Annotated in this window: 14 protein-coding genes; 9 read left to right on the forward strand and 5 right to left on the reverse strand. The window is 66.9% G+C overall.

Features of this window, described 5'->3' with window-relative positions; genetic code table 11:
- Positions 1-9: 9 nt before the first annotated feature.
- The 4 genes from ftsY (at position 10) to rpoH (ending at position 4,143) form a co-directional block, all read left to right on the forward strand.
- Positions 10-1,449, forward strand: a complete 1,440-nt coding sequence (gene ftsY, locus DBY63_RS15240; RefSeq protein ID WP_108582372.1) for a signal recognition particle-docking protein FtsY — start codon at positions 10-12, stop codon at positions 1,447-1,449.
- On the forward strand, positions 1,446-2,120 hold the full coding sequence (gene ftsE, locus DBY63_RS15245) for a cell division ATP-binding protein FtsE (RefSeq protein ID WP_007161647.1): 675 nt from the start codon (positions 1,446-1,448) through the stop codon (positions 2,118-2,120). The genes ftsY and ftsE overlap by 4 nt, the downstream gene beginning before the upstream one ends.
- Complete coding sequence (gene ftsX, locus DBY63_RS15250; protein ID WP_007161648.1) at positions 2,117-3,127, forward strand: permease-like cell division protein FtsX; 1,011 nt, start codon at positions 2,117-2,119, stop codon at positions 3,125-3,127. Before ftsE ends, ftsX begins: the two co-directional genes overlap by 4 nt.
- Before the next feature lie 161 nt (positions 3,128-3,288).
- A complete protein-coding gene (gene rpoH, locus DBY63_RS15255) occupies positions 3,289-4,143 on the forward strand; it encodes an RNA polymerase sigma factor RpoH (protein WP_007161649.1) in 855 nt (284 codons plus the stop codon).
- 448 nt (positions 4,144-4,591) lie between these two features.
- Here the strand turns inward: rpoH and mtgA are convergent, their stop codons facing one another.
- Positions 4,592-5,293, reverse strand: a complete 702-nt coding sequence (gene mtgA, locus DBY63_RS15260; RefSeq protein ID WP_007161651.1) for a monofunctional biosynthetic peptidoglycan transglycosylase — start codon at positions 5,291-5,293, stop codon at positions 4,592-4,594.
- 68 nt (positions 5,294-5,361) lie between these two features.
- On the opposite strand from mtgA, the gene DBY63_RS15265 reads away from it, so the two are divergent.
- The 5 genes from DBY63_RS15265 (at position 5,362) to DBY63_RS15285 (ending at position 9,517) form a co-directional block, all read left to right on the forward strand.
- Positions 5,362-5,739: a DUF423 domain-containing protein gene (locus DBY63_RS15265; RefSeq protein ID WP_042136660.1), complete on the forward strand. Its 378-nt coding sequence runs from the start codon at positions 5,362-5,364 to the stop codon at positions 5,737-5,739.
- A 93-nt stretch (positions 5,740-5,832) separates the two neighbouring features.
- A complete protein-coding gene (gene thiS, locus DBY63_RS15270) occupies positions 5,833-6,033 on the forward strand; it encodes a sulfur carrier protein ThiS (RefSeq protein WP_108582373.1) in 201 nt (66 codons plus the stop codon).
- A 19-nt stretch (positions 6,034-6,052) separates the two neighbouring features.
- A complete protein-coding gene (locus DBY63_RS15275) occupies positions 6,053-6,835 on the forward strand; it encodes a thiazole synthase (protein WP_007161654.1) in 783 nt (260 codons plus the stop codon).
- 68 nt (positions 6,836-6,903) lie between these two features.
- Positions 6,904-7,614 (forward strand): tRNA (guanosine(46)-N7)-methyltransferase TrmB, encoded by a 711-nt coding sequence (trmB, locus tag DBY63_RS15280; RefSeq protein ID WP_027598891.1) that lies wholly within the window; start codon positions 6,904-6,906, stop codon positions 7,612-7,614.
- Positions 7,615-7,783: 169 nt separating this feature from the next.
- A complete protein-coding gene (locus tag DBY63_RS15285; RefSeq protein WP_108582374.1) occupies positions 7,784-9,517 on the forward strand; it encodes an EAL domain-containing protein in 1,734 nt (577 codons plus the stop codon).
- Here DBY63_RS15285 and DBY63_RS15290 read toward each other — a convergent pair.
- The 4 genes from DBY63_RS15290 to metW all read right to left on the reverse strand — a co-directional run bounded on the left by DBY63_RS15290 (position 9,514) and on the right by metW (position 12,300).
- Positions 9,514-9,840 carry a DUF3392 family protein gene (locus tag DBY63_RS15290; protein ID WP_007161657.1) on the reverse strand — a complete coding sequence of 109 codons (327 nt, stop codon included), beginning with the start codon at positions 9,838-9,840 and terminating at the stop codon, positions 9,514-9,516. The genes DBY63_RS15285 and DBY63_RS15290 overlap by 4 nt on opposite strands.
- 14 nt (positions 9,841-9,854) lie before the next feature.
- A complete protein-coding gene (hemW, locus tag DBY63_RS15295) occupies positions 9,855-11,006 on the reverse strand; it encodes a radical SAM family heme chaperone HemW (protein ID WP_044341950.1) in 1,152 nt (383 codons plus the stop codon).
- On the reverse strand, positions 11,003-11,596 hold the full coding sequence (gene rdgB, locus DBY63_RS15300; RefSeq protein WP_042136668.1) for an RdgB/HAM1 family non-canonical purine NTP pyrophosphatase: 594 nt from the start codon (positions 11,594-11,596) through the stop codon (positions 11,003-11,005). The genes hemW and rdgB overlap by 4 nt, the downstream gene beginning before the upstream one ends.
- 83 nt (positions 11,597-11,679) lie before the next feature.
- Positions 11,680-12,300 (reverse strand): methionine biosynthesis protein MetW, encoded by a 621-nt coding sequence (gene metW, locus DBY63_RS15305; RefSeq protein WP_007161660.1) that lies wholly within the window; start codon positions 12,298-12,300, stop codon positions 11,680-11,682.
- Position 12,301 lies beyond the last annotated feature (1 nt).

Below are 12,301 nucleotides of genomic sequence, written 5' to 3' on the forward strand. Positions count from 1 at the left end.
GAGCCCCGCATGTTTGGATCCGACGACAAGAAGTCTCCCCCCACGGAGAAGAAAGGCCTGTTCGGCTGGTTCCGCAAGAAGACTGCCGAACCCATAGAGACGCCTGCCGAAGCCCCCGCGCCTGAAGCCGAGGAGCGCCTGCCCGAGCCGCTGGCCAGCGAGCCGGTGCAGCACCCGGAGCCGGTGCCCGAACCGCCGGAAGCGATTCCCTCGCTGACCCCGGTGCCGGTCGCCGAAGAGGAGGCGCCGTCGCCGGTGGCGCTCACGGCGCTGGTCGAGCCGCTGGTGGCCGATCCCATCGTGCCGCCGGTCAAGGTCGAGCCGGTGAGGGCGCCCGAGCCCGAGCCCGAGCCAGTGGCTGCGCCGGTCGCGCCGCTGCCTCCGGTTGTGCCGGCGCCTGAGCCTGCTCCCGCCCCGGTCGTACCCGTGGCCCCGGTCCGTCCTGAGCCCGAGGTGATTCCGCCCGAACCCGAGCCCGCTCCACCCGCCGTCGTCGGCGCTCCCGCCGAACCGGCCAAGCTGGGCTTCTTCGCCCGCCTGCGCCAGGGCCTGTCCAAGACCAGCGCCAGTCTCGGCGAGGGCATGGCCAGTCTGTTCCTCGGCAAGAAAGCCATCGACGATGACCTGCTCGAAGAGCTGGAGACCCGCCTGCTGACCGCCGACGTCGGCGTCGAGGCCACCGGCGTCATCATGCGCAACCTGACCCAGAAGGTGGCGCGCAAGCAGCTTGCCGACAGCGAGGCGCTCTATCAGGCGCTGCAGCAGGAGCTCACCGAGATGCTGCTGCCGGTGGAACAGCCCCTGGTGATCGATACCTCGCACAAGCCCTATGTCATCCTGGTGGTCGGCGTGAACGGCGCCGGCAAGACCACCACCATCGGCAAGCTGGCCAAGCGGCTGCAGAACGAAGGCAAGAAGGTCATGCTGGCGGCCGGTGATACCTTCCGCGCCGCAGCGGTCGAGCAGTTGCAGGTCTGGGGCGAGCGCAACCGCATCCCGGTGATCGCCCAGCACACCGGCGCCGATTCCGCCTCGGTGATCTTCGACGCCGTCCAGGCGGCCAAGGCCCGCGGCATCGATGTGCTGATCGCCGACACCGCCGGCCGACTGCACACCAAGGACAACCTCATGGAGGAGCTGCGCAAGGTACGCCGGGTGATCGGCAAACTGGACGAGGCGGCGCCCCACGAGACCCTGCTGGTACTGGACGCCGGTACCGGCCAGAACGCCCTCAACCAGGCCAAGCAATTCCACAACGCGGTGCCCCTGACCGGCCTGGCGCTGACCAAGCTCGACGGCACCGCCAAGGGCGGGGTGATCTTCGCCCTGGCCAAGCAGAGCGCCCTGCCGATCCGCTATGTCGGCGTCGGCGAGAGTATCGACGACCTGCGGCCCTTCGAGGCGCGGCCCTTCGTCCAGGCCCTGTTCGCGGAGCGGGGCGTCTCATGATCCAGTTCGACCGCGTCTCCAAGCGCTATCCCAACGGTCACGTCGGCCTGCAGGAACTGAGCTTCCGTGCCGAACGCGGCGAGATCCTCTTCGTCACCGGGCATTCCGGCGCCGGCAAGAGCACCCTGATGCGGCTGATCCTGGCCATGGAAAGGCCCACCGGCGGCAAGCTGACCCTGGCCGGCCAGGATATCTCGCGCATCACCAATGCGCAGATTCCCTTTCTGCGCCGGCAGATCGGCGTGGTCTTCCAGAACCATCAGTTGCTCTATGACCGCACCGTGTTCGACAACGTCGCCCTGCCGCTGCAGATCCTCGGCCTGTCCAAGCCCGAGATCGCCAAGCGCGTGGCCGCGGCTCTGGAGCGGGTCAGCCTCAAGGACAAGCTCGACGACTATCCGGCCGAGCTCTCCACCGGCCAGCAGCAGCGGGTTGGCATCGCCCGCGCCGTGGTGCATCGGCCGGCCCTGCTGCTCGCCGACGAACCCACCGGCAACCTCGATCCGCGCCTGGCCTCGGAGATCATGGGCGTCTTCGAGGACATCAACAGCCTCGGCACCACGGTGCTGATCGCCAGTCACGACCATGCCCTCATCGCCCGGCTGCACCATCGCATGCTGACCCTGCAGCGCGGCCGCCTGATCGGCGACGAAGAGGAGAGCCAGCCATGAGCGCCACCGAACTGCCCCGTGGCCAGGAACAGGGCGGCAAGCCCCAGCGTCCGCAGCGCCAGGCCCCGAAGAAACCCAAGAGCGACTGGCGCAGCCCGCTGCATGCCTACCTCGAAGCCCACCGCACCGGTCTGAGGGACAGCCTCAGGCGCATGGTGCAGCAACCCATAGGCACCTTCCTCACCTGCCTGGTGATGGGCATTGCCCTGGCGCTGCCCATGGGCGTGTCGCTGCTGCTGAAGAACGTCGAGCGCTTGGGCGGCTCCTGGCAGCGCGCGGCGCAGATCTCGGTGTTCCTCGACCTGCGCACCGGTCAGGACCAGGCCGAGGTGCTGATGAGCCAGATCAAGGTCCTGCCTGATGTGGCCGAGGCACGCTGGATCAGCCCGGACGACGCCCTGAAGGAATTGCAACAGGATGCCGGCCTCGGTGAGGCGCTGCGCGAATTGCCGCAGAATCCGCTGCCCGGCGTCATCGCCGTGACCCCCAAGGAAATCGACAAGAGTCGCCTCGACATGCTGCGCAGCCAGCTGGCCGAGATGAACGGCGTGCAGCAGGTGCAGCTGGACATGCAGTGGGTCGAGCGCCTCACCGCCATCCTCAAGCTCGGCGAGCGCTTCGTCTTCGGCCTGACCGTGGTGCTGGTGATTGCCCTGCTGCTGGTGATTGGCAATACCATCCGCCTGGCCATCGAGAATCGCCGCACCGAGATCGAGGTGGTCAAGCTGGTGGGCGGTACCGACGGCTACGTGCGCCGGCCCTTCCTCTACATGGGCGCGCTGTTCGGCCTGGGCGCCGGCATCGCCGCCTGGGCCCTGCTGGTGTTCGGCCTGAACTGGCTGAACGCCGCGGTGCTGGATCTGGCCGGCCTCTACGGTAGCGATTTCGCCCTGGGCAGCGTCGCCCTCGAGGACGGGCTGCAACTGCTGATCGGTGCGGTGCTGCTCGGCTACATCGGCGCCTGGCTGGCGGTTGCCCGTCATTTGCGCGAACTCGCCCCGCGCTGACGAACGGCCGTTTCCGAAACCTCCGGAAACGGTCTAAACCCCTGATGGCACACGGCTTTCACGGTAGTTTTCAGCTGGGGTTAAGGGAACCTCGGCTAGTCTGGCGCTGTCCAAAAAATCAGTGTTAGACTGCCCAGTGCTTAGTGAATCGGAGGATTCGCATGACCACTTCGTTGCAACCTGTTCCTACATTGGTTCCCGGCGCCAGCCTGGAAGCCTATGTGCATTCGGTGAACAGCATTCCGCTGCTCACTCCGGAGCGGGAGCGTGAACTGGCCGAGCGCCTCTTCTACAAGGAAGACGTCGAGGCCGCCCGGCAGTTGGTGCTCGCGCATCTGCGTTTCGTGGTGCATATCGCCAAGAGCTATTCCGGCTATGGTCTGGCCCAGGCCGACCTGATCCAGGAAGGCAACGTCGGCCTGATGAAGGCCGTGAAGCGCTTCAATCCCGAAATGGGCGTACGCCTGGTGTCCTTTGCCGTGCACTGGATCAAGGCCGAAATCCACGAATTCATCCTGCGCAACTGGCGGATCGTCAAGGTCGCCACGACCAAGGCGCAGCGCAAGCTGTTCTTCAACCTGCGCAGCCAGAAGAAGCGACTGGCCTGGCTGAACAACGACGAGGTCCATCGCGTGGCCGAAACCCTGGGTGTCGAGCCCCGGGAAGTGCGCGAGATGGAAAGCCGGCTGACCGGCCATGACATGGCCTTCGACCCGGCCAGCGATGCCGATGACGACGCGGCCTATCAGTCGCCGGCCCAGTACCTGGAAGACAGCCGTTACGATCCGGCGCGTCAGCTGGAAGAAGCCGACTGGACCGACAGTTCCACGGCCAATCTGCACGAGGCCCTGGAGCGCCTGGACGACCGCAGCCGCGACATCCTCTACCAGCGCTGGCTGGCCGAGGAAAAGGCGACGCTGCATGAGCTGGCGGCCAAGTACAACGTCTCGGCGGAACGTATCCGTCAGCTGGAGAAGAACGCGATGAACAAGCTCAAGGGCAACATCGCCGCCTGATCCGGGCTCTGCTCGAAGAACCGCACCCTGGGGTGCGGTTTTTTTTTGCCTGCGAAGTCGCCTGTTGTGACCCAAAGTACAGGCCGGTCCAGCGCTATCGCGGCCATGGGCCGCTCCTACAGCAGCCGGATATTCTGTAGGAGCGGCCCATGGCTGCGATTGAGTCGGTAGGGTGGGAAACAGTGCAGCGTTTTCCACGCTACTGCCCGGTCATCCGCTGCAGATAGTTGCTGCTGCCAAACTGGCGAACCCAGGCGGCAGGTTCGGCGACATAGGTGCTCTCCATGCGGCCGCTGCCAGAAATGCCGGTAGTCCGTAGGAGCGGCCCATGGCCGCGATCGAACGCGGGTAGGGTGGAAAACCGCGCAGTGTTTTCCACGCGTTAGCGTTAGCGTCCTGTAGGCAGTGCGTCGGGTATCCCGTGGAAAAGGCTGCGCCGTTTTCCACCCTACTGCCCGGTCATCCGTCGCAGGTAGTCGCTGCCGCCCAGCTGGCGTTCCTGCTGGCGGATCCAGGCGGCGCGTTCGGCGACGTAGGCGCTGGGGCGGCTCGGGCTCCATTCGCGAGGATTGGGCAGTACCGCGGCCAGCAGGCTGGCCTGGCGGTCGGAGAGATAGGGCGCACCTATGCCGAAATGGTGGCGGGCCGCGGCCTCGGCGCCGAACACGCCGTCGTCCCATTCCACGCTGTTGAGATAGACCTCGAGAATGCGCTGCTTGGACCAGAAGGTTTCCAGCAGCACGGTGAACCAGGCTTCGAAGGCCTTGCGCAGATAGCTGCGGCCGCTCCAGAGAAAGAGATTCTTGGCGGTCTGCTGGCTGATGGTACTGGCGCCGCGCAGGGAGCCGCCGGCTTCATTGTGGCTGAAGGCCTGGCGGATCGCCGCCATGTCGAAGCCCCAGTGCTCGGCGAAGTGCTGGTCTTCACCGGCGATCACCGCCATCTTGAGATCGTCCGGCAGTTCCTTCCAGGGCCGCCAGTCGCGCTGTAGATCGATGGGCTTGCCGTCGATCCAGGATTCGACCTTGCGCTCCACCATCAGCATGCTGCCCGGCGGCGGGACCCAGCGCAGGATCAGCACCAGGGCGGCGCTGAGGGCGGCGAACCAGAGGGCGATACGCAGGAGACGGCGGAGGAGGGTGAGCAGCATCGGCTTGGTCTTTGGCGGTTAGCGGGCCATTATAACCAGCGCTTCTCTCCCATCGCCCGGTAAAACCCATGTTGCGTTTCTTCCTGCTGTTCGCGGCCCTGGCCGGCTTCACCGGTGTCGGACTCGGCGCCTTCGCCGCCCACGGACTCAAGGGCCGGCTCACCGCCGACTACCTCGCGGTGTTCCAGACCGGCGTGCTCTATCAGCTCATCCACGCCCTGGCGCTGTTTGGCGTCGCCCTGCTGTCGCTGCACTTCCAGGGGCGCCTGGTGGCCTGGGCCGGTGGCTTCTTCATCGCCGGCATCCTGCTGTTTTCCGGCAGTCTCTATCTGCTGACGCTGACCGGCTTCTCGCGGCTGGGCATCATCACTCCCTTCGGCGGCCTGTGCTTTCTCGCCGGCTGGGCCTGCCTGGCCATCCTCGCCTGGCGCCTGAGCAGCCTCTGAGCGCGCACTGGCCGTCGTTCCCGGCCCGGCGCCGCTGCAATGAACGCCCGACCGGCGTAGAATGCCGGCTCACCCCGTGACGATGCCTTTGCCATGCAGATCCTGTTGAACGGCGAATTCCTTGAATTGCCGGACGGTGCCACCGTCGCCGACCTGCTCGTGCGTCTCGACCTGACCGGACGGCGAGTGGCGGTGGAACGCAACCTCGACATCGTGCCGCGCAGCCAGCACGCCACCACCGCCCTGGCGGACGGCGACCGGCTGGAAGTGGTCCACGCCATCGGCGGCGGCTAGCCGCGAAAGAGGAATCCAGATGAAAGACACTCCCTTCACCCTGGCCGGGCGTACCTATGCCTCGCGCCTGCTGGTCGGTACCGGCAAGTATCGTGACCTCGAAGAGACCCGCGTGGCCATCGAGGCCTCCGGCGCCGAGATCGTCACCGTGGCGGTGCGCCGCACCAACATCGGCCAGACGCCCGGCGAGCCCAATCTGCTCGACGTGATCTCGCCCGAGCGCTACACCATCCTGCCCAACACCGCCGGCTGCTATGACGCGGTGGAAGCGGTGCGCACCTGCCGTCTGGCGCGCGAGCTGCTCGACGGCCACAACCTGGTCAAGCTGGAAGTCCTGGCCGACCAGAAGACCCTGTTCCCCAATGTCATCGAGACCCTCAAGGCCGCCGAAACCCTGGTCGCCGACGGCTTCGACGTCATGGTCTACACCAGCGACGACCCCATCGTCGCCCGCCAGCTGGAAGCCATCGGCTGCATCGCGGTCATGCCGCTGGCCGGTCTGATCGGCTCGGGTCTGGGCATCTGCAATCCCTACAACCTGCGCATCATCCTCGAAGAGGCCAAGGTGCCGGTGCTGGTGGATGCCGGGGTGGGTACCGCCTCCGACGCCACCATCGCCATGGAGCTGGGCTGCGAAGCGGTGCTGATGAACAGCGCCATCGCCCATGCCCGCGAGCCGGTGCTGATGGCCGAAGCCATGAAGCACGCCATCGTCGCCGGTCGCCTGGCCTATCTGGCCGGACGCATGCCGCGCAAGCTCTATGCCACGGCGTCTTCGCCGCTGGATGGCCTGGTCAACTAGGACCTGGCGCCCTCCGTCACGCGCCCGGCCTCTGCCGGGCGTCTCTTTTTCCCACTATCGATAACGCCATGACCGATCATCAAGACGACCAGACCCCCGACCGCCCCCGGCGCACCATCAAGAGCTTCGTGATGCGCGCCGGCCGCATGACCGAAGGCCAGCAACGCGGTCTCGACCAGGGTTGGCCGCGCTTCGGTCTGGAGCTGACCGACGGCCTGCGGGATTTCGACCAGGTGTTCGGGCGCCAGGCGCCGCGCACCTTCGAGATCGGCTTCGGCATGGGCCATTCCACGCTGGAAATGGCCGCCGCCGCGCCGGAGCAGGATTTCATCGGCGTCGAGGTGCATCGCCCGGGCGTGGGCGCGCTGCTCAACGGTGCCATGACCCAGGGACTGACCAATCTGCGGGTCTACAGCTGCGATGCCCTGGAGGTGCTGCGCCAGTGCGTGGCCGATGCCAGCCTGGACCGGGTGCTGCTGTTCTTTCCCGATCCCTGGCACAAGAGCCGCCACCACAAGCGGCGGATCGTCCAGCCGGCCTTCGCCGAGCTGGTCAGGCAGAAGCTCAAGGTCGGCGGGGTGCTGCACATGGCCACCGATTGGCAGGCCTATGCCGAACACATGCTCGAGATCATGAACGCCGCCCCGGGTTACCGTAATCTCGGCGACGCCTCGGGCTATGTGCCGCGCCCCGAGGAAAGACCCATCACCAAGTTCGAGCGCCGTGGCGAACGCCTGGGGCATGGGGTCTGGGATCTCAAGTTCGAACGCCAGAGCTGACCGTGTATCGCTGACGAATCGAGCTTGAGCTGCCGAAGGGCAATTGGCATGATGGCCAATTGCCCTGCTGTGATGGCGGTTGCAGTCGAATTCACAGAGACATCTGGATGTCAGCCCTTCCCGAGAAAGCCAATCGGCTCCGCGCCGCCCTTCGTGCAGGCCGGATCCGATGACGGACCTGGTACGCCCCGACTCGCCGGCGGCCGAATTGCACGCCGTACGGCGTTGGCTCGAAGTCGAACGCAGCGCCCGGCAGCGCACCGAACGCTCGCTGCACCTCATCGCCTCGGCCTTCGCCCTCTGCCGCGACGCCATGGCCGTGCTGACCGAAAGCGGTCAGATCATCGAAGCCAATGACGCCCTGCGCGCCCTGATGCTCAGCGCGGAGCGCAGTGTCAGCGGCCAGTACCTGTCGCACTACATCAAGTTGCCCGAGGCGGCCATCCGCACCTTCGAGCGCGACGGCTATGCCCTGTGCGAAGCCCAGTTCCACGTCTCCGCCAAGCGCGTCACGCCGGTGGAGATCAGCCTGAGCCGCTTTGCCGGCGAGGCGGATCGCGAAGGCTATGTGGTCGCCAGCCTGAGGGACATCACCGAGCGCAAGCGCGCCGAGCAGGCCCTGGAACGCATGGCCCTGAGCGATGCCCTGACCCAGCTGCCCAACCGGACCTCCTTCTACCAGGCTTTCGAGACGCGCCTGCAGAAGCTGGAGGAGACCGGCAACCTGGCGGTGCTGTTCATCGATGTCGATGGCTTCAAGGAGGTCAACGACTCCCTGGGCCATGCGGCCGGTGACGAGTTGCTCTGTGCCCTGGTGCGGGAGTTGCGCCAGGTGCTGGGCACCGGCGAGGTGCTGGCGCGCTGGGGTGGCGATGAATTCGTCGCCCTCCTGGACGTGAGCGATCGCGATCAGGCGCGCCAGGTGGCCGAGCAACTGGTGCAGGCGGTGGGGCGCCAGCAATGCATCGCCGGCCACGATATCCGCGTATCGGCCAGCATCGGCCTGAGTCTGGCGCCCGAAGAGGGGCTGGATGTGGAGACCCTGCTGCGCAACGCCGATGCCGCCATGTACGCGGCCAAGGCGGCCGGCAAGAGCCGCGTGCGCTGCTACGATCCGCAGCTGACCAGCGAGGCGCGCAGCAAGGTGACCCTGCTGGCCCATCTGCATGGCGCCATCGAGGCCGAGCTGATCACCTTCGTGCTGCAGCCCAAGTTCGATGCCCGTCAGCGCATGATCAGCGCCGAGTTGCTGGCGCGCTGGAATTGTCCGGGCGTCGGCGCCGTGCCGCCCAATGTCTTCGTCGCCCTGGCCGAGCAGAACGGCATGGCCTCGGCCCTCGGGCGCCTGGCCATCCGCCGCGCGGCCGGTTGCGCCCGGGCCCTGCAGGACGCCGGCCTGCAGATCCCGGTGGCGGTCAACATCTCGCCGCTGCAGGTGGCCGATGATGAACTGGTCGAAGTCCTGGCGGCGGCCTGCGCCGAATTCGCTATTGCGCCCAGGGCCCTGGAGCTGGAGGTGACCGAGTCGGTGTTCCTGCAGAAGGGCACCCCGGAGCGGCGCCTGGCCCTGTTGCGCGAGCAGGGCTTTCGGGTGGCGATGGATGACTTCGGCACCGGCTATTCGTCGCTGGGCTATCTGCACCGCTTACCCTTCGACACCATCAAGATCGACCGCAGCTTTCTGCTGGCGGTGGACGCCGACGACAGATCCCGGCAGCTGCTGGCCGGCATCGTCAGCCTGTGCCGCGCATTGGACATGCAGATCGTCGCCGAAGGGGTGGAAACTCAGGCCCAGTTCGAGTTGCTCAAGGACCTGGGCGTGGACACCTTCCAGGGCTTCCTGCTGGGGCGCCCGCAATCCCTGGAGTGCCTGCTGGACGCTATCCGCGCCGCCGACCGCTAGCCGCGCCGCTCGGCTAGCACGCCCAGCAGACAGACGCCGATCAGCAGCACCGGGGCCAGGGCGTAGTTGTTGAACTGCGCCAGGCCCTTGACCACCCAGGGGGTCAGGAAGGTCATGGCGGCGCCATAGATGGCCAGGCAGGCCAGGGCGAAGGCCGGGACCCGGACGGCGGTCGGCAGGCTTCCCAGGCGCGCCTGGATGAAGGCGTTGACCTGGCTGCCGAACAGCACCAGCAGGGTGGCGGTGACCGCCAGGGCCACCTCGTCCAGGTGGCTGCGACTCCAGCGGGAGAGGTCGGCGATATGGTCGAGTACGAAGTCCAAGGCAGAGCTCCTCGTCAGTCAGGCAGAAAGGATTGCAAGAGGTCGTTCAGGAACAGCTGGCCGCGGGCGGTGGGGCGCAGGCGCTCTTCGTCCTCGGCCAGCAGGCCGGCGCGGCGCGCCGCGGCCAGCGCCGGCGCCAGGCTGTCCAGCGACTGACCGGTCCGCTGCGGATACCAGGCGGCGGGCACCCCGTCGACCAGGCGCAGGGCGTTCATCATGAAATCGAAGGGCAGATCGGCCGGTTCCAGAGCTTTCGCGCCGGCCTGGAAGGCCTTGGCCGGATCCAGGTAGTCCTTGGGCAGGCGGGTCTTCCAAGTGCGCAGCAGAGTACCGTCCGGGGCGCTGAGCTTGGCGTGGGCGCCGGCACCGATGCCGAGGAAGTCGCCGAAGCCCCAGTAGTTGAGATTGTGCCGCGCCTGGCGCCCGGGCTGGGCATAGGCGGAGGTCTCGTATTGCCCGTAGCCGGCAGCCGCCAGCCGCGCCTGGCCGGCTTCCTGGATGTCCCAGAGGGTGTCGTCTTCGGGCAGCTCCGGCGGCTGGCTCCAGAACACCGTGTTGGGCTCCATGGTCAGCTGGTACCAGGACAGGTGCGTGGGCGCCAGAGCGATGGCCTGCTCCAGATCACCGAGGGCATCGGCCACGCTTTGCTCGGGCAGGCCGTGCATGAGGTCCAGGTTGAAGTTGTCGAAACCGGCGGCGCGCGCCCGGTCGGCGGCGCGGATGGCTTCTTCGCGCCCGTGGATACGCCCCAGGGCCTTGAGCTTGGCGTCCTGGAAACTCTGGATGCCGATCGACAGCCGATTGATGCCCAGGCTGCGATAGGCGACGAACTTGGCCTGCTCGAAGGTGCCGGGGTTGGCTTCCAGGGTGATCTCGATGTCCGGCGCGAAGCTCAGGCGCCGGGCCACGCCGTCCAGCAGGCGCCCTAGGGCCTCGGCGGAAAACAGACTGGGCGTGCCGCCGCCAAAGAAGATCGAGGTCAGCGGGCGGCCATGGACGTGGACCAGGTCCCTGTCCAGATCCGCCAGCAAGGCGTCGACATACTCCGCTTCCGGCAGGCTCGGACCGGCCGCGTGGGAGTTGAAGTCGCAATAGGGGCACTTGCGCACGCACCAGGGGATGTGGACGTAGAGCGCCAGTGGCGGCAGGGCGAACACCTGGGTCACAGGCCGAGCCGTTGCTTGAGCTGGGCCATGGCGCGGGCGCGATGGCTGCGCTGGTTCTTTTCCGCCGGCGCCAGTTCGGCTGCGGAGACCGCTTCGCCATCGGGCTGGAACAGCGGATCGTAGCCGAAGCCATGCTCGCCCTGGGCGGCATGCAAGATGCGCCCGGGCCAGAGGCCTTCGCAGAGGACCGGTAGCGGATCGTCGGCGTGACGCACCAGCGCCAGCACGCAGACGAATTGGCCAGTGCGCTCGGCGTCGGGCACCTCTTTCAAGGCCTCAAGCAGCTTGGCGTTGTTGGCCGCATCGCCCTGGCCGTCGGCGTAGCGCGCGGAATAGATACCGGGGGCGCCGCCGAGGGCGTCCACCGCCAGGCCCGAATCGTCGGCCAGGGCCGGCAGACCGGACAGCCGCGCCGCGTTGCGTGCCTTGAGGATGGCGTTCTCGACAAAGGACAGCCCGGTTTCCTCGGGCTCCACCTGGCTGAATTCACCCACCGAGCGCACCCGCACCCGGTCGCCGAGCATGGCCTGGAGTTCCTTGAGCTTGCCGGCGTTGTGGCTGGCGAGCACCAGTTCGGTAAGGTCGGACATGGGAGACTCCGCGTCGCGTTGAGAAGGGCGGCGTATTGTACGCGAAGCCGTGCCCGGGCTGGATGCGCCCCCCGTGCCTTACGTCATATCGCGACGCGATGCTCCTGCAGGCGCGGCGCGCTGACCCGGTAGATGCCGATCTCGCCGAGCAGGTTGGGCCACAGCTTGCTGGCCCAGCCATGACGATGCAGGCGGTCCACAGCGAGGCGATCCAGCACCTGGGCGCGCTGTTCGCGGCAGAGGCGCTCGAAGTCCTCGAAGGTGCAGAAGTGGATGTTCGGCGTGTTGTACCAGGTGTAGGGCAGGAAGTCGGAGACCGGCATCCGCCCCCGGCCGCCCAGGTACAGCCGGCAGCGCCAGTGACCGAAGTTGGGAAAGGTGATGATGCACTGGCGACCGACCCTGAGCATCTCCTGGAGGATGCGATCGGGGTACTGCATGGCCTGCAGCGACTGGGTCATGACCACCACGTCGAAGCTGTCGCTGGCGAAGTTGGCCAGGCCGCCGTCGAGATCCTGCTCGATGACGTTGACGTCCTTGAGCAGGCATTCGGCGATCTTGTCCGGGTCGATCTCCAGGCCGTAGCCGGTGACCTGCTTGTGATCGCGCAGCCAGGCGAGCAACTCGCCGGTGCCGCAACCGAGGTCGAGGACCCGGCTGCCGGCGGGGATCCATTCCTGAATGATGTCCAGATCGGCGCGCACG

Source organism: Pseudomonas sp. RIT411, assembly GCF_003057735.2.
In the GTDB taxonomy this organism is placed as follows: Bacteria; Pseudomonadota; Gammaproteobacteria; order Pseudomonadales; family Pseudomonadaceae; genus Chryseomonas; species Chryseomonas oryzihabitans.

Excerpts from the sequence above, each read along its gene's own strand:
- ftsY (WP_108582372.1), top strand. The coding sequence starts at position 10 with ATGTTTGGATCCGACGACAAGAAGTCTCCCCCCACGGAGAAGAAAGGC.
- ftsE (WP_007161647.1), top strand. The coding sequence starts at position 1,446 with ATGATCCAGTTCGACCGCGTCTCCAAGCGCTATCCCAACGGTCACGTC.
- ftsX (WP_007161648.1), top strand. The coding sequence starts at position 2,117 with ATGAGCGCCACCGAACTGCCCCGTGGCCAGGAACAGGGCGGCAAGCCC.
- rpoH (WP_007161649.1), top strand. The coding sequence starts at position 3,289 with ATGACCACTTCGTTGCAACCTGTTCCTACATTGGTTCCCGGCGCCAGC.
- mtgA (WP_007161651.1), bottom strand. The coding sequence starts at position 5,293 with ATGCTGCTCACCCTCCTCCGCCGTCTCCTGCGTATCGCCCTCTGGTTC.
- DBY63_RS15265 (WP_042136660.1), top strand. The coding sequence starts at position 5,362 with ATGTTGCGTTTCTTCCTGCTGTTCGCGGCCCTGGCCGGCTTCACCGGT.
- thiS (WP_108582373.1), top strand. The coding sequence starts at position 5,833 with ATGCAGATCCTGTTGAACGGCGAATTCCTTGAATTGCCGGACGGTGCC.
- DBY63_RS15275 (WP_007161654.1), top strand. The coding sequence starts at position 6,053 with ATGAAAGACACTCCCTTCACCCTGGCCGGGCGTACCTATGCCTCGCGC.
- trmB (WP_027598891.1), top strand. The coding sequence starts at position 6,904 with ATGACCGATCATCAAGACGACCAGACCCCCGACCGCCCCCGGCGCACC.
- DBY63_RS15285 (WP_108582374.1), top strand. The coding sequence starts at position 7,784 with ATGACGGACCTGGTACGCCCCGACTCGCCGGCGGCCGAATTGCACGCC.
- rdgB (WP_042136668.1), bottom strand. The coding sequence starts at position 11,596 with ATGTCCGACCTTACCGAACTGGTGCTCGCCAGCCACAACGCCGGCAAG.